Annotated in this window: 19 protein-coding genes; 8 read left to right on the top strand and 11 right to left on the bottom strand. The window is 60.5% G+C overall.

Going from position 1 to position 17,760, the window contains the following annotated elements; translation table 11 throughout:
* Nucleotides 1-46 precede the first annotated feature (46 nt).
* Both AC3IT9_RS22665 and AC3IT9_RS22660 read left to right on the top strand, forming a co-directional pair.
* Nucleotides 47-391: a YciI family protein gene (locus AC3IT9_RS22665; protein ID WP_489271085.1), complete on the top strand. Its 345-nt coding sequence runs from the start codon at nucleotides 47-49 to the stop codon at nucleotides 389-391.
* A 1-nt stretch (nucleotide 392) separates the two neighbouring features.
* A complete protein-coding gene (locus AC3IT9_RS22660; protein WP_489271084.1) occupies nucleotides 393-1,628 on the top strand; it encodes an RNA polymerase sigma factor in 1,236 nt (411 codons plus the stop codon).
* 111 nt (nucleotides 1,629-1,739) lie between these two features.
* Here AC3IT9_RS22660 and AC3IT9_RS22655 read toward each other — a convergent pair whose 3' ends face one another.
* Entirely contained in the window at nucleotides 1,740-2,594 is an 855-nt protein-coding gene (locus AC3IT9_RS22655; protein WP_353741482.1) for a LysR family transcriptional regulator, read from the bottom strand.
* Between the two features lie 90 nt (nucleotides 2,595-2,684).
* Between AC3IT9_RS22655 and AC3IT9_RS22650 the strand changes: the two genes are divergently transcribed.
* Nucleotides 2,685-3,119 (top strand): multidrug/biocide efflux PACE transporter, encoded by a 435-nt coding sequence (locus AC3IT9_RS22650; protein ID WP_489271083.1) that lies wholly within the window; start codon nucleotides 2,685-2,687, stop codon nucleotides 3,117-3,119.
* A gap of 168 nt (nucleotides 3,120-3,287) precedes the next feature.
* Here the strand turns inward: AC3IT9_RS22650 and AC3IT9_RS22645 are convergent, their stop codons facing one another.
* The 3 genes from AC3IT9_RS22645 to AC3IT9_RS22635 form a co-directional block, all read right to left on the bottom strand.
* Nucleotides 3,288-4,010, bottom strand: a complete 723-nt coding sequence (locus tag AC3IT9_RS22645) for a TylF/MycF/NovP-related O-methyltransferase (RefSeq protein WP_056725897.1) — start codon at nucleotides 4,008-4,010, stop codon at nucleotides 3,288-3,290.
* Nucleotides 4,007-4,873, bottom strand: coding sequence for a hypothetical protein (locus AC3IT9_RS22640; protein WP_489271082.1), 867 nt, complete (start codon nucleotides 4,871-4,873; stop codon nucleotides 4,007-4,009). Before AC3IT9_RS22640 ends, AC3IT9_RS22645 begins: the two co-directional genes overlap by 4 nt.
* Nucleotides 4,874-5,125: 252 nt before the next feature.
* Entirely contained in the window at nucleotides 5,126-6,148 is a 1,023-nt protein-coding gene (locus tag AC3IT9_RS22635; protein ID WP_489271081.1) for a transporter, read from the bottom strand.
* Nucleotides 6,149-6,420: 272 nt separating this feature from the next.
* On the opposite strand from AC3IT9_RS22635, the gene AC3IT9_RS22630 reads away from it, so the two are divergent.
* A complete protein-coding gene (locus AC3IT9_RS22630; RefSeq protein ID WP_489271080.1) occupies nucleotides 6,421-8,046 on the top strand; it encodes a methyl-accepting chemotaxis protein in 1,626 nt (541 codons plus the stop codon).
* Nucleotides 8,047-8,106: 60 nt separating this feature from the next.
* Here AC3IT9_RS22630 and AC3IT9_RS22625 read toward each other — a convergent pair whose 3' ends face one another.
* Nucleotides 8,107-8,412, bottom strand: coding sequence for a PepSY domain-containing protein (locus tag AC3IT9_RS22625; RefSeq protein ID WP_150756302.1), 306 nt, complete (start codon nucleotides 8,410-8,412; stop codon nucleotides 8,107-8,109).
* A 152-nt stretch (nucleotides 8,413-8,564) separates the two neighbouring features.
* Complete coding sequence (locus AC3IT9_RS22620; RefSeq protein WP_489271079.1) at nucleotides 8,565-9,689, bottom strand: glycerophosphodiester phosphodiesterase; 1,125 nt, start codon at nucleotides 9,687-9,689, stop codon at nucleotides 8,565-8,567.
* Between the two features lie 211 nt (nucleotides 9,690-9,900).
* Here AC3IT9_RS22620 and AC3IT9_RS22615 point away from each other — a divergent pair, with 211 nt between their 5' ends.
* Entirely contained in the window at nucleotides 9,901-10,227 is a 327-nt protein-coding gene (locus AC3IT9_RS22615; RefSeq protein WP_046042374.1) for a DUF2025 family protein, read from the top strand.
* A 144-nt stretch (nucleotides 10,228-10,371) separates the two neighbouring features.
* Here AC3IT9_RS22615 and AC3IT9_RS22610 read toward each other — a convergent pair whose 3' ends face one another.
* Both AC3IT9_RS22610 and AC3IT9_RS22605 read right to left on the bottom strand, forming a co-directional pair.
* Entirely contained in the window at nucleotides 10,372-10,695 is a 324-nt protein-coding gene (locus AC3IT9_RS22610) for an antibiotic biosynthesis monooxygenase family protein (RefSeq protein WP_489271078.1), read from the bottom strand.
* Nucleotides 10,692-11,399, bottom strand: a complete 708-nt coding sequence (locus tag AC3IT9_RS22605) for a CTP synthase C-terminal region-related (seleno)protein (protein ID WP_151213950.1) — start codon at nucleotides 11,397-11,399, stop codon at nucleotides 10,692-10,694. Before AC3IT9_RS22605 ends, AC3IT9_RS22610 begins: the two co-directional genes overlap by 4 nt.
* 15 nt (nucleotides 11,400-11,414) lie before the next feature.
* Between AC3IT9_RS22605 and AC3IT9_RS22600 the strand changes: the two genes are divergently transcribed.
* Nucleotides 11,415-12,356: a LysR family transcriptional regulator gene (locus AC3IT9_RS22600; RefSeq protein WP_489271077.1), complete on the top strand. Its 942-nt coding sequence runs from the start codon at nucleotides 11,415-11,417 to the stop codon at nucleotides 12,354-12,356.
* A gap of 118 nt (nucleotides 12,357-12,474) precedes the next feature.
* On the opposite strand, the gene AC3IT9_RS22595 is transcribed toward AC3IT9_RS22600, so the two are convergent.
* The gene (locus AC3IT9_RS22595; protein WP_150756307.1) at nucleotides 12,475-13,086 is read right to left on the bottom strand and encodes a TetR/AcrR family transcriptional regulator; all 612 of its coding nucleotides are present in this window, start codon (nucleotides 13,084-13,086) and stop codon (nucleotides 12,475-12,477) included.
* Between the two features lie 215 nt (nucleotides 13,087-13,301).
* Here AC3IT9_RS22595 and AC3IT9_RS22590 point away from each other — a divergent pair, with 215 nt between their 5' ends.
* A complete protein-coding gene (locus tag AC3IT9_RS22590; RefSeq protein WP_489271076.1) occupies nucleotides 13,302-14,360 on the top strand; it encodes an MBL fold metallo-hydrolase in 1,059 nt (352 codons plus the stop codon).
* 47 nt (nucleotides 14,361-14,407) lie between these two features.
* Here the strand turns inward: AC3IT9_RS22590 and AC3IT9_RS22585 are convergent, their stop codons facing one another.
* A complete protein-coding gene (locus AC3IT9_RS22585) occupies nucleotides 14,408-14,725 on the bottom strand; it encodes a helix-turn-helix domain-containing protein (RefSeq protein ID WP_046042301.1) in 318 nt (105 codons plus the stop codon).
* 119 nt (nucleotides 14,726-14,844) lie between these two features.
* The gene (locus tag AC3IT9_RS22580; RefSeq protein WP_489271075.1) at nucleotides 14,845-15,810 is read right to left on the bottom strand and encodes a hypothetical protein; all 966 of its coding nucleotides are present in this window, start codon (nucleotides 15,808-15,810) and stop codon (nucleotides 14,845-14,847) included.
* A gap of 118 nt (nucleotides 15,811-15,928) precedes the next feature.
* Here AC3IT9_RS22580 and AC3IT9_RS22575 point away from each other — a divergent pair, with 118 nt between their 5' ends.
* On the top strand, nucleotides 15,929-17,710 hold the full coding sequence (locus AC3IT9_RS22575; protein ID WP_489271074.1) for a SulP family inorganic anion transporter: 1,782 nt from the start codon (nucleotides 15,929-15,931) through the stop codon (nucleotides 17,708-17,710).
* Nucleotides 17,711-17,760 lie beyond the last annotated feature (50 nt).

Raw genomic sequence — 17,760 nt, 5'->3', positions numbered from 1 at the left:
AATGCCAATCAGCGGCCATAGTTGATCGTTCGATAAGGAGAGCGTGATGAAGTATTTATGCCTGGTCTACAGCGATGAGCGCCTGCTGCATTCGCTGCCGGAAAGCCCGAAGGACGAAGAGTGCATGGTCTATGCCGAGTCGATCCAGGGCAGTGGCCGGATGGTCGCCGCCGAGGCGCTGGAGTCGGTACAGACTGCCACCACGGTGCGCATGCGCAACGGCAAGATATCTATCACCGACGGCCCGTTCGCTGAAACCAAGGAGCAGCTGGCCGGCTTCTACCTGATCGATGCCAAGGACCTCAACGAAGCCATCCAGGTCGCCGGGAACATTCCGGCGGCCCGGGTCGGCAGTGTCGAAGTGCGCCCCGTTCGGCAGTTGAATCCTTAAGATGCCAGGGCTGCCGGTTCAGGCGCAGGTCGAGCGGGTCTATCGCGAAGAGTCGCGGCGCATTCTTGCGACCCTGATTCGCTTGCTGGGGGATTTCGACCTCGCCGAAGAGGCCTTGCATGAGGCGTTTTTCATCGCGGTCGAACGCTGGCAGCGTGATGGCGTGCCGGACAAGCCGCGGGCCTGGCTGGTGTCCACCGGGCGCTTCAAGGCCATCGATGCCTTGCGCCGGCGCGCGCGTTTTGCCGCGTCGCGGCCTTTGCTGATCGCGCAACTGGAGGCGCTGGAACAGGCCGACTGGAGTGATGAAGACGTGGAAGACGATCGCCTGCGGCTGATCTTCACTTGCTGCCACCCGGCCCTGGCGGCGGACGCACAAGTGCCGCTGACGCTGCGGGAGGTCTGCGACCTGACCACGGAAGAAATCGCCCGGGCCTTTCTCTCGGCCCCGGCCACCATCGCGCAGCGCATCGTGCGCGCCAAGGCGAAGATCCGCGATGCGAAAATCCCTTATCAAGTGCCGACGCTCGCTGAGTTGCCCGAGCGCCTGGACAGCGTATTGCGGGTGATTTACCTGGTGTTCAACGAGGGCTACTCGGCGTCCATCGGGGCCGAACTGATACGTGAGGATTTGACCCGCGAAGCGATGCGCCTCGGCCGGTTGCTGGTGGAACTGCTGCCGGAGCCAGAGGTAATGGGCTTGCTGGCATTGATGCTGCTGCACGAGTCGCGCCGCCCGGCCAGGACCTCGGCGAGCGGCGAGTTGATCGTGCTGGACGAGCAGGACCGTTCACTGTGGGACGCCGGGTTGATCAGCGAAGGTTGCACGCTGGTCGAGCGGGCGCTGACCATGGGACGATTCGGACCCTATTGCCTGCAAGCGGCGATCGCGGCGGTGCACGCCGAAGCCCCGACGGCGGGGGAAACCGATTGGCCGCAGATTGTCGGGCTGTATGACGTCCTGCTGCGGGCTGTGCCGTCACCGGTGATCGAGTTGAATCGTGCAGCGGCTATTTCGCAACGCGATGGACCGCTGGCGGGGCTGACGTTGGTCGACGCGATTCTGGAGCGGGGAGAACTGCTCGACTACCACCTGGCACATTCGGCGCGGGCGGAGTTCTGTCGGCAACTGGGCCGCAAACAAGAGGCTCGGGCAGCGTGGGAACGGGCGCTGGCGTTGACCCGGCAAGAGCCGGAGCGGCGGTTTATCGAAGAGCGGCTCAAGGCGTTGGATTGAAGTGTCCTTGCTGGCCTCTTCGCGAGCAGGCTCGCTCCCACATTCAGACCTCATTCGCCTGAACACTTCGGTCACCTGTGGGAGCGAGCCTGCTCGCGAATGGCCGCGCCGCTATTCCAGCATCTTGCCCAACAACCAGCTCCCCGCCGGCCCCGGCGGATTCAACCGCGACCACACCGCATCCACCGACACCGTTTTCGGCCAGCCGCGCACCACCAGTTCCTGCAACGTGCCGGGCCCGAACCGCTCGACCAGCCAGCGCGGCAACGGCGCCCAGCCGAATCCGCCCTGGGCCATTTCCAGCAGCATCAGATAACTCGGCGCCGACCAGACGCGGCCCTTCGCCCGACTTTCATAGGGATTGATGATGGTGGCCAAGCGCAGTTCGCGGTGTTGCTGCAGTACGTCCCGATCGACGCAGTCCAGCGTCGCCAACGGGTGTGCCCGGGACACGAACAAGGCGATTTCCGTGCGCTCGTCCACTGTCGAGCTGACCAGGTCCGGTGGGTAGCTGTCCTGCATTTCGGCGAAGGCAATCTGCGCCCGGCCGCTTTGCACCAGCGACATCAGGTCATCGCATTCGGCGATCAGGCACTCGAGCTCCAGGTCCGGGTAACGCTGCTCGAAGGCACTCAGGGCGGCTTCGAAGCGGTCCGACTGATAGGTATCGGACAGCGCCACCGTCAGCTTCGCTTCCACCCCTTGGGACAGTTGACTGGCGGCTATTTCCAGGCGACTGGTGGCGGCCAGGATGTCTTCGGCCCGTTGCAGCATGACGTGCCCGGCCGGGGTCAGCCCGGGCTTGCGGCTGCTGCGGTCGAACAGCGTCAGGTTCAGGTCGATTTCCAGGCTGGCCACCGCCGCGCTGATGGTCGACTGACTGCGGCCCAACTTGCGTGCCGCGGCGGAAAACGAGCCTTGGGTCGCGGCTTCGACAAATGCCAGCAACACTTCGTGAGAGGCCATGAACTATCGCCTTGATCGATGGTTATTGGTTATGAAGTATCGACGTGGTGACGGATCATGGCAACCACAGTCACTCAAGGGAGTTCGGCCATGAGCGCCAACAAATCCATTACTGAACGTATTTTTCAAGCCATCGGCTTCGAACTGCTGGCCATTCTGATCTGTACCCCGTTGCTGGCCTGGATCATGAAGAAACCGATGCTGGAAATGGGCATGGTCACCGTCCTCATCGCCGGCCTGGCCCTGGCCTGGAACGTGGTCTTTAACGGTATGTTCGATCGGCTGCTCAAGCGTCTCGCCATCGCACACAACGCCTGGGTTCGCGTGGTGCATGCGCTGTTGTTCGAAGGCGGACTGGTCGCCCTCGGCGTACCGCTGATCGCCTGGTGGCTGAATGTCAGCCTGTGGCAGGCGTTCCTGCTGGATATCGGTGTGTTGCTGTTCTTCCTGCCGTACACCTACGTCTACCACTGGATGTATGACGTGGTTCGGGAGCGGATGCTGGTGACTCGCGAGGCTTGCTGAGTCGTGTTTTTGTGGCGAGGGGGCGGGTCAGTAATCTGAAACCGGTCCTTGTAGGAGCGAGCCTGCTCGCGATGACGGCATGACAGTCAATATCAATGTTGAATGTCAGACCGCTTTCGCGAGCAGGCTCGCTCCTACAGGTTTTGCGCCCGTTTCCAGGTCATTGGATCAGACGTGGAAGTAACCCACGCACGAATCGAACGGCAGGCGCTTGAGTTCGATCTTGTTCAGGTCGAGCACTTCACGCAGGGCCTTGGTTTCGCCCGGGAAGTTGCGGTAGGCGACTTCGTCGAGCACCACGATCGCGCCTTTGGGCATGTACGGCAGGAAGGTTTCCAGCGCGACTTTGGTCGACTCGTACAGGTCGGTGTCGAGGATCAGCATGGCCACGACCAGGTCCGGACGGGTCTTGACCCACTCCGGTACGGTCTTGACGATGTCGCCCTTGACCAGCTCGCAGCGCGGAATGCGGTTGACTGGGCGCAACAGGTCGTTGGCGTCGATCATGTCCTGGATCAGCGACTGGTCGGTGTCGGCGAACATGGTCTCGTTGACGTCGGCCGGGTCTTCTTTCTTGTCGATGCTCTGGAAGCCTTCGAAGGTGTCGAAACCCACGATCGAGCGGTTGATCGCATACGGCTCGAGAATCATCGACAAGTGCATGTAGAGCATCAACGAGTTGCCCTTGTACACGCCGCACTCAATGATCGCGCCCGGCACTTCGGCGACCTTCTTGAACAGCTCCATGCGCGACAATGCGGCGGTCACGCCAATGCGGTTGGCGAAGACGAACGGCGCGTCAGCCACGTATTCGGCATCGACCCGTTTCAGGACGTTGGTACGGGTTTCGTTGTACTGGGCCTCAGCGGGCGTGATGCGACGCTTGGTCATTGCGGGATTCCTCGGAAATTCGAAAAGTCGTGGACGTGGAAGTAGTCTTTGAAACCGGCGCCGACATCCGGGCAGGCGCTGTCGACGTTGATCGCGCCGCGCTGCTGCTTGAGGTCGTCGAGGTGCATCAGGCGAAAGTCCACACTGAAGCGGGTGTGTTGCGTGTAATTGGGCACGGTGCCGTGCAGGTGCGAACCCGAGAACACCAGCATCTCGGCGGTGTTGCCGGCAATGCGCAGTTCAGAGGCGCTGTTGATCGCTTCGGTGGGTACCGGGTGCTGGCGCGCCTCTTCCTTGACGTTGTCCTTGGCGCGCTGGCGTTGCACGCCGATCCAGTCGGACAGGCTCCACTGCGCCGAGGTGTTTTTCACCGGGACGTCGAAGTAGGCCGGGTTGATCATCATGGTCTGCTCAGGCTGGATCGTGTAGACCGGCATCCAGGTATTGATCTGGCAATCGACACCGCCATACCAGGTATCGCGATGGGGCTTGTAGGCATAACTGACGCCGGCGTGCAGGTAGTCGTAGTTGGGCACGACACGGATGCGCGGTACGTCGAAAATGAACTCCTCGGGAGCGGCACCGATTTCGTCGGTGAAGCTGCGGATCAGCTCCTTGGCACGCAGGCTGTTGGTGAACTGGCCCTTGAGGCGGGTCACCAGCACCACGAACTCTTCCACCGGCATCAGCGTGTGCAGCGCCTGGTGATTGGTCTCGCCATCGAAGGCGGCGGTGATGCTTTCCTGGGCAAAGGCACAGAGTTCCTTTGCCGCTTTCAGTTCGGTGTTGAGGAAGATGTCGCCAGCGTAGATCGCACTTCTGAAATCAGCGTGCTTGTGCAACTGATTGATGAATAAGTTCACGGTTCTCACCCAGGAATACTTTGGCTCTCATAAGAGTCGGCAACAGGCTGACAAACTGAAGGGCTGGCGGACGTGTGGTGCGTCAATAAAGCGCAAGCCTTTGAGCATGCGAGCAAATGCCGTGCCGCTGGACGAAAAAAATCCCGACGGGAAAACCCGCCGGGATGATGTGCTTCGAACCCAGGCTGCGACCCTGGGATTTGCACTCCTGTGGGAGCGAGCAAGCCCGCTCCCACAAGATTCCAGCTGCGGTCAATAATCCTGCTGCTTACGAAACGCCCAGCGCCCGGCAATCACGGTAAAGGTCGCGACCAGCGCCACCAGCACCCAGAAACCCTCCGGATCACCGGCCAGCGGAATGCCGCCGACGTTCATGCCGAAGAAACCGGCGATGATGTTGATCGGCAGCGCCAGCACCGTCACCACCGTCAGGGTGAACAGCGTGCGGTTGGTCTGTTCGTTGATGTTGGCGGCGATCTCTTCCTGCAACAGCTTGATCCGCTCACCCAGCGCCGTGAGGTCGTTGATGATCAGCGCGAATTCCTCGGTGGATTTGCGCAGTTCTTTCACGTCTTCTTTTTGCAGCCATTGCGGCGGCCGGTTGAGCAGGCGCAACAATGAGCCTGGCTCCAGCGCCAGCAGCCGTTGCAAGCGCACCAGCACCCGGCGATTGGCGCCCAGTTCAGCGCGGTTGGTCGACAGCCGTGAGGACAGCAATTCGTCTTCGATCTGGTCCACGCTCTGGCTGGTCTTGCGCACGATCTGGGTCAGCACTTCACCCTGGTCGCGCAGCAGATGCACAAGCAGCTCCAGAGGGGAGCGAAAGCACTCCCGGGCCTTCACCGACGAGCGTAATTTGTCCACCGAGTGCAGCGGTTGCAGGCGTGCGCTGATGATCAATTGGCTGCGGGCGCACACCCACAGGGTCGAGACATCCGACGAGACCATGTTGCTGAGGTTGAACACTACATCGTTGACCACTGCCAGCAACGCGGAGTCGACATGTTCGATGCGCGTCGAGCGCGAGCCTTCGTGCAGCGCCTCGAAAAATTCCTCGGGTAACTCCAGATGACTTTTCATCCAGCGTTCGCACGCGGCGTGGGCGAGGTTCAAGTGCAGCCAGAGAAATTGCTCGTCGCTTTCCGGTTGTTGCAGGTACTGCAAGGCCTCGGCGGAATTGATTTCCCGACCGGCCTCACCGGGGCGAAAGCTGAAACCGTAAAGCAGGCCGAACAGATCCGTGTCGCGATGACTGTGATCGATGCTGTGGTTCATGAGGGCTCGCAAGGGGAGACGCCTGTCGCAGGTTTCGCAGGTTCACTTGAGCGGCATCATCGCAAGCGGGGATGACGTTTTGGTGACGGGAAAATAACGCAAACGATTGCTCTACCGGCGGTCGGGATATTCTCAAGAATCGCTCTGGCTAGCCGATCACGCTTGGGTTGAGTTGCGCGCCGCAGGCCTAGGCCGGGAGCGCAGACAGGGAAGTCCGGACACTTTTCACGCCTTAACGGGGCGTGCCTCATTCCTGTCATGAGTACCATCTGATGCTTTTGCAAAAGTCCCTGAGAGCACAAATTCTCGCCCTGCTGAGCGGCAGCCTGCTGGCGATGCTGTTGATCGCCCTGGCGTGCTTTCACTTCCTTTCCAGCGGCGTGCAGAACTACGCCAATCTGATCGAAGGCCCACTGCATACCTCGCAATTGATCGATGAAGCCAACCTGCAATTCAAGGTGCAGGTGCAGGAGTGGAAAAACGTCCTGTTGCGCGGCAAGCAACCGGCGGACCTGAGCAAGTACTGGGGGCAGTTCGAAGACCGTCAGCGTGATGTGCAAAACATCCTCGGCGAACTGGCCGCGCAGAAGGGTATCGAACCGCAACTCAAGAGCCGCATCGAGCGCTTGCGTGACGAACATCGCCAGTTGGGCGCGGCCTATCAGAAGGGCCGGGACGCGTTCGTGGCCGCCGGTGGTGATCCTGCGGCGGGCGACGCGGCGGTCAAGGGTGTGGACCGCGCCGCCAGCGATCAGATGAGTGAACTGGTCAGCGAGTTGCGCAAGCAGGGCGCCGAGCAATCGACACTGATCAGCGCCGCTGCCGATCGCACGGTGATGCTGGGGATCATTGTGATGTTGGTTTCGGGGTTGCTGATCGGCCTGCTGAGCCTGTGGCTGGTCAACCGCAACCTGGTCGAACCGATCCGCAAATTGATCGAATACGTGGCGCAACTCAGCCAGGGGCGTATTGCCGAGCGCGTGGCCAGCACCCGTCAGGACGAGTTGGGCAAACTGGCGATGGCCGCCAACACCCTGCGCGATTTCCTCGCTGAAACCTTCAGCCGTTTGCAGTGCAGTGCGTCGGACCTGGACAGCGCCAGCGGTGAGTTGAATTCGATCGCCACCGTGATGGCCGGCGGTACCAACGAGCAGTTCAACCGCACCGATCAGGTGGCCACGGCGATGAACGAAATGTCCGCTACGGCACAGGAAGTCGCCCGTCATGCCGCCGAAGCGGCGCGGGCCGCCGACGATGCCGACCAGTCCGCCCAGCAGGGCGAAAAAGTCATGCAGGGCACCATCCATACGATCACCCAGATGCGCGGTGAAATTGCCAACACCGCCACGGTCATCCGCCAACTGGAAACCGACAGCGGGCGCATTGGCAAGGTCCTGGAAGTGATTCGCGGCATCGCCGAACAGACCAACCTGCTGGCGCTCAACGCGGCCATCGAGGCGGCCCGCGCCGGTGAGGCCGGACGCGGATTTGCGGTGGTGGCCGATGAAGTGCGCAGCCTGGCCCAGCGCACGGCGGCGTCGATCATCGAGATCAACCAGATCATCCAGACCGTGCAGACCGGTGCAATCGAAGCGGCCCAGGCGATTGAAAGCGGTCAGTCACGCAGCGAACAAAGCGTGCAGCAAGTGACGGAGGCCGGCGCCATGCTCGAACGCATCACCCTGGCCGTGGAAGCCATCCGCGACATGAACCGCCAGATCGCCACTGCCGCCGAAGAGCAGACCTCGGTGGCCGAAGACATCTCGCGCAACCTCACCGAGATCACCAGCATCGCCAGCACCAACCTGGACAACGTGCAGCGCACTGAAGCGGCCAGCACCAACCTGCACGGTTTGTCGGGGCGGTTAAACGAGGTGACGGCGCGCCTGAGCGCTTGAATCCCGAAAACGCAAAAGCCGCACGATGTTCCCATCGTGCGGCTTTTGTCTGTTTCGCGATTACGTGTCCTGTTTGTTTTCCAGGACCTTGCCGTTGGAGGCATCGATGTCCACATCCCACTCGACGTTCTTGGCGTCACGCAGTTCGACTTCGTACTCGTAACCGTTGAAGTGGTTGTCCAGCTCGGTCTTGGTAATCGTTGCACCCGGGTGCAGATCCAGGGCGATCTTGTTCAGGTCTTCCAGTGGCTTGATCTTGCCGTCCTTGACCAGTTGCGGGATCTGATCGACCCGCACATCGGCCTGGGCCAGGCCGGCGCTGAGGGTCAGGGTTGCAGCGGTCAACAAAGCAGTCAGGGTCTTCATGGGCTTCTTTCCTTGGGTGATCCGTTCAAGTGAGATCAGGTTAGCCTGTGTAACTTAATCCACCCTTAAATCCCTCGACATGTCCTGCATCAATCCCTGTAGGAGCGAGCCTGCTCGCGATGCAGGCACCTCGGTGTCATGCCAGGCACGGCTCAATAGCCGTTGTTCTTCAACACTTGATCGACACTCGCCGCCGGTCGTTTATAGAACTTCAACAACTCACTGGCGCGATTGGTGAAGATACCGTCGACTCCGGCGTCCATGACTTTCTGGTAGTCCACTGCATCGTCGATGGTGTAGACGTGCACCAGCAGGCCCTGGTCGTGGGTGTACTGGTTCATCCAGGGTTGCACCAGATCCGAGTAACTCTGGTCGCCACCCTGGGTCAGTGCGGCGGACGGGCCGGTGCCGATTGCGCCCTGGGCCTTGGCGTAGTCGACCCATTGCTGGAACTCGGCCTTGTCCTTCGGTTGCTGTTTGGCGTAGTAAGCGGCTTTGTCCTTTTCGCCGGACTCGGCAAATGTCACCTTGGACTTGGGCTCGATACTGCCTTCACCGACCCACAACAGCAGGATCTTCGGCACCTTCGGCATCTCCTTTTGCAGCAGTTCGAGGCTGCTCTTCTCGAAGGTCTGCAGGACCACCTTGCCTTTACCCTGGCCGACCGCCAGCTCGCTTTTTGCCAGTTTCGAAGCGGTCGGGCTCAGCCAGCCGCGGCCCTGAAGTTGTTCCTTGAGGTCGTGTTCGATGCCGGGAAACTGCTTGGGCTCCTTGGTCTCGATGTACAGGCCGGGCTTGTGCAGGCTGTTGCCCTCGGCGATGTCGATGATTTCATCGAGGGTCAGAATCTTCAGGCCCGCGAAGGCAGGACGCGCGCGATCCGGGTACGCGGCATTGAACCAGCTGCCCGCGTCCAGGGTTTTCAGCTCGGCCATGGTGAACGCATTGGCGGGGCTGTCCTTGCGCTCGGGGAATTTGCTGGCGACGTCGGTGGTGCGTTGCAGATTGTTGTCGTGCAGGGCAAACAGCACGCCATCCTTGCTGCGCTGCAGATCCAGCTCCAGGTAGTCGGCGCCCAGGTCGCGGGCAGTCTTGTAGGCGGCGGCGGTGGATTCCGGCGCATCGAACGACGCGCCGCGGTGGGCGATCACCGCTGGATGCGGAATGCCCAAACGGGTCGCCAGTGCCGAGGGGCCAGGTTCGCTGGCGGCCTGTGCGTGGCCGAGGCCGAGCAACAGGCTCAGTAACAGGGCGCTTTTAGTAAAGGTTGCGGGCATGGTCGAGATCCTTTCGCAATAAGTGAGCGGTCCCTTTTAACAACTCATCGTTGCAGGCGCTATCGCCAGACCGACATAAAACTGTCTAAAGCTGATTTTCGTCAGGGCTTTTGTGCGCCCGTTTGCAGTACGCTGGCGCCCTGCAATTTCCCCGGCAGAGGGAAACGCAGGCCCTGTGTGCATACCAACGATCACCATTGCGGGGTTTATCATGCGCATCACTTCCCAGCTCATCTGCCAGGCTGCCGACCAACTCAAAGGCTTCGTCGGCCTCAACCGCAAGACCGGCCACTACATCGTGCGCTTCAGCGAAGACTCGTTTGGCATGGACGTGGCGGACGACGGCATTATCCCTACCAGCGAATTCGTCTGGGCCGCGGGACCCGAGCAGACCATGATGCTCAAGCGTGAGTTGATTCAGTTGCTGCTGGACCAGAACATCGATGACCGGATCAACATCACCGAGCCGTTGCGGGTGTACATGAACCGGCGGGAAGTGCCGGAGATTTCGGCGGTTCGCAGTCTGGTTCGGGGTTGAGTATTTGCGGTGAATTGACTGGCCCCATCGCGAGCAGGCTCGCTCCCACATTTGATCACTGCCGGTCACAAATTTTGTGTTCACAGAAAATCCACTGTGGGAGCGAGCCTGCTCGCGAAGGCTGCCTAAATAACACCGCATCAATTACAGGCTGAACCCGTAGGCCCGCTCAACCCGGCACACCCGCGTATGACACCGCGCATACCAGGTCGAGCGCCCACGCTCGCGAATGGCCGTATGCTCAGGATGATGCTTCCACGCCAGAATCGCCGCTTCACTGGCCCAGTACGACACCGTAATCCCAAGCCCATCCTCACCCCGCGCCGATTCCACGCCGAGAAACCCCGGCTGTTCACGGACCAGTTCCAGCATCCGTGCGGCCGCTTCGGCGTAACCCTGGTCACCCTCGGTGCGCAGTGAGGTGAAGATCACCGCGTAATAAGGCGCGGCTGGCGTATCGGCGATCATGACGAGCGCCCCGCACAGGCTTCGACAAAGGCGCCAATCAACGGCGGCAAGACGCCCTTGAGCGCCGCCCGCTCGGGTTGGAACAAGGTCGCGACAAAGAACGGATGACCGCTGAGTTCGACTGCCCGCAGTTCGTGTTCCGAATCGTGGCCGACGGCCTGAAGTTCGCGCTTGAGCAACTCCCCCTGGAACTGCGGATTCACCCCATAACGACAGCGATAGCCTTCACGAATCTCGGCGCTTTCGTAGGCCTCGGCGATCAACGAGCCTTCACGTAAATGAATGGTATCGACCGCTTCCACCAGCGCGCACGACAGCGGCGTCAACAGCGCCCGTGCGGCATCGGGATTTGTCTCGCCGTGTTCGGCATCCGACCAGCCCAGCACATTGCGCGCATATTCCAGCACCGCGTGTTGAAAACCACCGCAGGTGCCGAGAAAAGGTCGCTGTTGTTCGCGGGCAAAGCGAATCGCCAGCAATGCACCGTCCATGTTGCGATACGGGCTGGCCGGCACACACCAGACCCCGTCGAATGTGTGCAGCGGTGTCTCGGCGTGGATTTCATCGGTGGCCAGCCATTGCCATTGCACGTTCAGGCCACTGTGTTCAGCGGCTTTTTCGAGGGCGACGGGAATGGCCTGGTGGGCGGTGACTTGCGGGTCGTGGTCGCCGATCAGGGCGATGCGAATCGGGCGGGTTTCCATGTGGGGCCTCTGCACTTGTTGATTGCTGGTGCCCACTATAGATTGGCGTTCACGCACTCAATATTGGCGTTTTCTCAAGTGATCAATGCAGCGACGCACTATCGACTGGACTACCCGGACCTGGCCCTGATCCTCGCGCTGGTGCGCGGCGGCTCTCTGGCTCGGGCCGCGCAACTGCTCAAGGTGGATGTCTCGACGGTGTTTCGAGCGGTGCGCCGGTTGGAGGCTGCGCTGGGCCAGCAACTGTTCGAAAAAAGCCGCGCCGGTTACCTGCCCACCACCCTGGCGCAGTCCCTGGCGGAACAGGCCGAGCGCGCTGAGCAGGCGCTGGAGGCGGCGCGCATCGGTGTGGAGCAGGGCGGTGAAGTGATCAGCGGCATCGTGCGCCTGACCTGTACCGATTCGGTCCTGCAAGGTTTGCTGTTGCCGGCGCTGGCGCAGTTCATGCCGAACTATCCGGCGCTGACCCTCGAACTCAGTACGTCCAATGATTTTGCCAACCTCAGCCGTCGGGATGCCGATATCGCCCTGCGCCTGACCCGCACACCACCGGAGCATCTGGTGGGACGGCGGCTGGCGGACATTGCCTACCGCGTGTGCGCTAGCGAGCGATACCTGCAATCGGTCAATTCCACTGACCTGGCCGCATTGACCTGGATCGCCCCGGATGACTTCCTGCCTGATCACCCGACCGTTACCTGGCGTCGCCAGGCCTTGCCGGGCGTAACACCAGGCTATCGCTGCAACAGCATGCTGTCGGTGACCGAGTTGGTCAGGGCGGGGCTGGGTGTAGCGGCGTTACCGGACTTCTTGATCGGCGACGGATTACAGCCGCTGAGCGAACCACTGCACGGATACGACACCGCGCTGTGGCTGCTGACCCGTCCCGACTGCCGTGCCTTGCGCTCGGTGGTCACCTTGTTCGATGAGTTGGGGCGGGCGCTGAAACTACCGTGAAACCGTTCAAGTTCTTGGTTGAGGCTCACTATAGCCTCAGTATCGGTTTCATTCTGAAACACATGTGCCATTCAAATCAGAGCCATCAATCCTTCGACCCTCCGTCCGAACTTGTCATTTATTGCAACTGATAGCAGGCCAGAAACATGTCCAGCGCGGACTCGGCGACTTGGTGTTGTTCTTCGGGTGACAAGCCTGGCTTGCCCATGGAAATCTGCGGCCAGAAGGCAAACGACTTGAGCAGCCCCTGCACCTGTTGTGCGGCAAAATCAGGGGCAGTGGCTTTCAACCGACCATCGGCCTGAGCGGCGCGAATCCATACCGTCAGCCCTTCTTCGCGTTCGCCCATTCGCGCCACCATATCCTGCGCCCGCTCCGGGGAATGAATCGTCGCCGCTATCGCCACCCGCGCCAGGTCGAGAAAATTGTCATCGCCCAACATTTGCAGCTTGGCCTTCAGCAATACGCGCAATTGATCGCGCAACGGCAGGTCGGGGCGGTAAGCCGTTTCCTGTTCTTCCGTTACCCGGATCCATAATTGATTGAGGATTTCGGCGAACAACTCTTCCTTGCTCGGAAAGTGGTTGTACACCGTGCGCTTCGACACACCGGCAGTGGCAGCAATCTTGTCCATGCTGGTGATCTCGAAACCGTTGTCACGGAATTCGTTGATCGCGGCTTGAATGATCGCTTGGCGTTTTCGGTCGGTGAGGCGCTGTGGAGCTGTCATAAGTACGCTTCGGCAGGGAGAAGGGGGGAATTACACTCAGCAGTTTACTTGTCATCGACTTTGATGCAACCTAGAAACTACACTGTGCAGTGTAATATTTTGTTAATCCTGCCCAGCAAAAATAGAAAGTCCGGCTGATGCGTGCGTGCCTTGGCCATTTATCGTCCCAAAGCGGAAAATCGCGTCATGCGCGGTTTTTCTGGAGTCATTCAGTCATGGCCAATTCAAACTCCCCGGCGGACAACGCCTCCACTCCTGAAGCGTCCCGACAGGCTCAAGGGCAGTATCAAAACTTCACGCCGGTTCAACGTTTAAGCTTTGGCAAAACCATGGGCATCCTGTGGAACGTGCTGTTCCACAAGCCGCAAAACACCCGCCCGAGTGCGCCCGTCCCGGTGCAAGCCCTGACTCAAGCCGCGCTGATTGCCGCGCCGAACCACAGCGTCTATCGCCTGGGGCACTCCACGGTGTTGCTCAAGCTGCGCGACAAATTCTGGATCACCGACCCGGTCTTCGCCGAGCGTGCCTCGCCCGTGCAATGGGCCGGCCCCAAGCGTTTCCACCAGCCACCGATCAGCCTGGAAGAGTTGCCACCGATTGAAGCGGTGATCCTGTCCCACGACCACTATGACCACCTGGATCATGCGGCCGTGCTGAAGCTCGCGGACAAGACCAAACACTTCCTTACCCCGCTGGGCGTAGGCGACACCCTGATCAAGTGGGGCATCGACGCCAGCAAAGTCCGCCAACTGGATTGGTGGCAAGGCACGGAAGTCGATGGCATCCAGTTCATCGCCACCCCGTCGCAGCACTTTTCCGGCCGTGGTCTGTTCGATAGCAACAGCACCCTCTGGGCTTCGTGGGTGATGATCGACGGCGACACACGCCTCTTCTTCAGCGGCGACAGCGGCTACTTCGACGGTTTCAAACGCATCGGCGAACAGTACGGCCCATTCGACCTGACCCTGATGGAAACCGGTGCCTACAACGTCGACTGGCCGCACGTGCACATGCAACCTGAACAAACCCTGCAAGCCCACCTCGACCTCAAGGGCCGCTGGCTACTGCCGATCCACAACGGCACCTTCGACCTGTCGATGCACGCCTGGTACGAACCCTTCGACCGCATCCTGGCCCTGGCCTGGGAACGCAACGTATCGATCACCACACCGCAGATGGGCGAGGCGTTCAACTTGATGCATCCGCAGCGTGGTGGGGCGTGGTGGCTGGCGGTGGAAGGGGAGAGTGAGCGGGTGGTGGTGCAGAACGCGTAAGCTGCTGAGGCAGGGCCACTTGCCATGAAGTGGCCCTCATATATCCCTCACTCCACCATCGCAAAATCCGCCCGCCCAACCGGATTCGGCGTCGAACCCTTCACATTCATCCCTCGACCCGGCGCAAACCCGGGGAAAAACACCAACCCTTCCGATTCGAACCGATAGGCCAGCGCCAGGCGCGTGACGTCCAGCACCTCCTGGCGTGCCTCGAAGCGTTGAATGGCATCCACCGAGACTCGGGACTCCCGCGACAGCTCTTGCACACTCCAGCCCAGCATCGCTCGGGCCTGGGCGCAGTGGGCCGGGGTGAATTGGAAGAGGGCGATACGTTCCAGGGTGATTTTCATCGCTTGAGAGGCCATGGTGTTCTCCGGGCTCGAGAGTGTTGGTCAAAATATACTGTGTTTTTGTACAGTTGTTTTGAGCCCGGATCAAACGCATTTTTTGATTTGTCTTTTCAGCCAGACGAACGGCGCTGTGCTTATTTGCCCGCCAACCCCGGCGCTTCGCGCACAATAAAGTGATCCAGGTTTTCAATGTTGGCGCTGAACACCCCGAACGTCTGCTCGGGGTTTTTCTTGCTTGGCACCTGCTTCAGCTCGGGCGTTACCCCATAAAAGAAGCAGTACAACTCCCGCCCGCTCTCGATAGCGTGCTTGATCTCCTCCAGGAACGCCTTGCGCTTGCGGTAGCTGTCGATCAGTTTTTTGCTCAGGTAGACATTGACCGAGTAAGGCTTCTTCTCGAACCAGACCTTCTTCTCGAAATCGATGCGAAAGCTCTGGGTGTAGTCCTTGATCTCTTTGACCTTGCCCCAGTAAATCAGCCCCTTGTTGTCTTGCAGATACTCGATCTTCTTGAAAAACGACCCGTAAGGCGCGGTGTGCTCGCCAATCTTCAGCGGCACTCGCTTGAGCAAATCCTTATCGTCGAAGTTTGAAACGAAGCATTCCACCGGATGGGCGAAGACACTGGTCTTGTCCGGGGCCGATTCCCTGCTCGGTTGTTCGACATTACTAACCGCCTTAGGCGTCAATGGCTCATCCCGAACCACATCGGCAATCAGCACCGGGCTGGACGGCTTACGCACATACTCACGCCGAGTCAGTAACAATTCCGACGGGAAATTTTCCTCGCGACTGTCATCCGTTTCCGCCTCATCCACACCTGACGCCGGCGTCTTCAAGCTGACATAAGGGCAGCCCTCGATATGCCGCGTACTCGGCAAGTTCTTGAAGTGCGGCGTGCGCACGTAGTTCACATTTTTCGCGTTGAACGTGCCCAGTTCATTGGCCGTATCGAACGCCAGGCGACAGGCATCGTTGGGGCATTGGAAATGCTCCTTGGCGGAGTCGAAATCCATCGTCTCGTCGAAATTCAGATCCCGCACGTCGTAGATCGACAACTTGTCGTTGAGGCTTAGGCAGTAGGCGAGGTCGAATTTCATGTCGGGTTCCAAGTCCTTTAGATGAACAGCTTCCAGTGATGGCGCATTCGAAGCAATAGCTACACTCAGATCACTTCGATATCGCCGAGCCTGCACAGTCCATCAACGAGGGCGGTTCATGAGCCATTCAGATGCTTCGCCCCCTCTCCCGGAGCCGGGCCGGATAGCCCGCCGCGATGAACAGACCGGTTGGCGCCGCTGGCTACCGGGGCTGGGCATGCTGCGCGAATACCAACCGGCATGGTTGCGTTACGACATTGTGGCCGGCCTGGTGTTGACCACGATGCTGGTGCCCGTCGGTATCGCCTATGCGGTGGCTTCGGGCGTGCCGGGCATCTATGGCCTCTACGCGACCATCGTTCCGCTGCTGTTCTATGCCCTGTTCGGCCCCAGCCGAATTCTGGTGATGGGGCCGGATTCCTCCCTGGTGGCCGTCATCCTTGCCGTGATCATTCCACTCTCCGGCGGCGACCCGCAGCGTGCCGTCGCCCTGGCGGGGATGATGGCGATCGTCTCGGGAGCCGTGTGTATCCTGGCCGGCATGGCGCGTCTGGGTTTTATCACCGAGCTGCTGTCCAAACCGATCCGCTACGGCTACATGAACGGCATCGCACTGACCGTATTGATCAGCCAGTTGCCCAAACTGTTCGGTTTTTCGATTGAGTCCGAGGGCCCATTGAGAAACATAGGGGCCATCGCCTCGGCGGTGATGGAGGGAAAGGTCAACTGGACCACTTTCACGGTGGGCGGGCTCACCCTGGCGGCGATCCTGCTGCTCAAAAGATGGCCGCGATTGCCGGGCATCCTGATCGCCGTGGTAGGCGCGACAGTCGCCGTGGGTGTACTCGACCTTGCGACACGCGCCGGTGTGTCGGTCCTCGGTTCGCTCCCCCAAGGCTTGCCCGGATTCGCCATCCCCTGGATCACCAGCGCCGACATCGTCCCGGTGTTGATCGGCGGGTGCGCCGTCGCACTCGTCTCGTTCGCCGACACAAGCGTGCTATCCCGTGTCTACGCGGCGCGGACCCGTACGTATGTCAACCCGAACCAGGAAATGGTGGGCCTCGGCATCGCCAACCTGGCGGCCGGTTTTTTTCAGGGCTTCCCGATCAGCAGCAGCTCGTCACGTACGCCCGTGGCCGAGGCCGCCGGAGCCAAAACCCAACTGACCGGCGTCGTCGGCGCACTGGCGGTTGCCTTGCTGCTGGTGGTGGCACCGGACCTGCTGCAACATTTACCGTCCAGCGCGCTGGCGGCAGTCGTGATCGCCTCGGCCATCGGCCTGATAGAGATCACCGACCTGCGCCGGATCTATCGCATCCAGCGCTGGGAATGCTGGCTGTCGATTGTCTGTACCGTCGGCGTGGCCGTGTTCGGCGCGATCGAGGGCATCGGCCTGGCCATCGTGATTGCCGTCATTGAGTTCCTTTGGGATGGCTGGCGCCCGTACTCCGCGGTATTGGGCCGCGCCGATGGGGTCAAGGGCTACCACGACATCAAACGCTACCCCGACGCGCGCCTGATCCCCGGCCTGGTCCTGTTTCGCTGGGATGCACCTCTGTTTTTCGCCAACGCCGAACTGTTCAGCGACCGCGTGCTGGACGCCGTGGCGGCATCACCCACGCCCGTGCGCTGGCTGGTGGTCGCCGCAGAACCGGTCACCAGTGTCGATGTGACGTCTGCCGATATGTTGGCCGAACTGGACGACACCCTGCACGCGGCGGGTATCGAGTTGTGCATTGCCGAGATGAAAGACCCGGTCAAGGACAAACTCAAGCGGTTCGGGTTGTTTGCGCGGTTGGGGGAGACGGCGTTTTTTCCAACGATTGGGACGGCGGTGGATAGTTATGTGGCGAACTATCAGGTGGATGACAGGGAGCGGGAAGATGAAGGGAACTGATTGCCGTGAAACCCGCGAGATCGAAACAGAGACTTCACATCAAGGAGCGA

Source organism: Pseudomonas sp. KH_046_1 (assembly GCF_057839025.1).
The sequence above is the reverse complement of the archived record's forward strand: the minus strand, read 5'-3'. Positions and strand labels throughout refer to the sequence as shown.

What these genes read in the sequence shown, in the direction of transcription:
- AC3IT9_RS22665 (WP_489271085.1), top strand. Translation starts at nt 47, where the DNA reads ATGAAGTATTTATGCCTGGTCTACAGCGATGAGCGCCTGCTGCATTCG.
- AC3IT9_RS22660 (WP_489271084.1), top strand. Translation starts at nt 393, where the DNA reads ATGCCAGGGCTGCCGGTTCAGGCGCAGGTCGAGCGGGTCTATCGCGAA.
- AC3IT9_RS22655 (WP_353741482.1), bottom strand. Translation starts at nt 2,594, where the DNA reads ATGGCCTCTCACGAAGTGTTGCTGGCATTTGTCGAAGCCGCGACCCAA.
- AC3IT9_RS22650 (WP_489271083.1), top strand. Translation starts at nt 2,685, where the DNA reads ATGAGCGCCAACAAATCCATTACTGAACGTATTTTTCAAGCCATCGGC.
- AC3IT9_RS22645 (WP_056725897.1), bottom strand. Translation starts at nt 4,010, where the DNA reads ATGACCAAGCGTCGCATCACGCCCGCTGAGGCCCAGTACAACGAAACC.
- AC3IT9_RS22635 (WP_489271081.1), bottom strand. Translation starts at nt 6,148, where the DNA reads ATGAACCACAGCATCGATCACAGTCATCGCGACACGGATCTGTTCGGC.
- AC3IT9_RS22630 (WP_489271080.1), top strand. Translation starts at nt 6,421, where the DNA reads ATGCTTTTGCAAAAGTCCCTGAGAGCACAAATTCTCGCCCTGCTGAGC.
- AC3IT9_RS22625 (WP_150756302.1), bottom strand. Translation starts at nt 8,412, where the DNA reads ATGAAGACCCTGACTGCTTTGTTGACCGCTGCAACCCTGACCCTCAGC.
- AC3IT9_RS22620 (WP_489271079.1), bottom strand. Translation starts at nt 9,689, where the DNA reads ATGCCCGCAACCTTTACTAAAAGCGCCCTGTTACTGAGCCTGTTGCTC.
- AC3IT9_RS22615 (WP_046042374.1), top strand. Translation starts at nt 9,901, where the DNA reads ATGCGCATCACTTCCCAGCTCATCTGCCAGGCTGCCGACCAACTCAAA.
- AC3IT9_RS22610 (WP_489271078.1), bottom strand. Translation starts at nt 10,695, where the DNA reads ATGATCGCCGATACGCCAGCCGCGCCTTATTACGCGGTGATCTTCACC.
- AC3IT9_RS22605 (WP_151213950.1), bottom strand. Translation starts at nt 11,399, where the DNA reads ATGGAAACCCGCCCGATTCGCATCGCCCTGATCGGCGACCACGACCCG.
- AC3IT9_RS22595 (WP_150756307.1), bottom strand. Translation starts at nt 13,086, where the DNA reads ATGACAGCTCCACAGCGCCTCACCGACCGAAAACGCCAAGCGATCATT.
- AC3IT9_RS22590 (WP_489271076.1), top strand. Translation starts at nt 13,302, where the DNA reads ATGGCCAATTCAAACTCCCCGGCGGACAACGCCTCCACTCCTGAAGCG.
- AC3IT9_RS22585 (WP_046042301.1), bottom strand. Translation starts at nt 14,725, where the DNA reads ATGGCCTCTCAAGCGATGAAAATCACCCTGGAACGTATCGCCCTCTTC.
- AC3IT9_RS22580 (WP_489271075.1), bottom strand. Translation starts at nt 15,810, where the DNA reads ATGAAATTCGACCTCGCCTACTGCCTAAGCCTCAACGACAAGTTGTCG.
- AC3IT9_RS22575 (WP_489271074.1), top strand. Translation starts at nt 15,929, where the DNA reads ATGAGCCATTCAGATGCTTCGCCCCCTCTCCCGGAGCCGGGCCGGATA.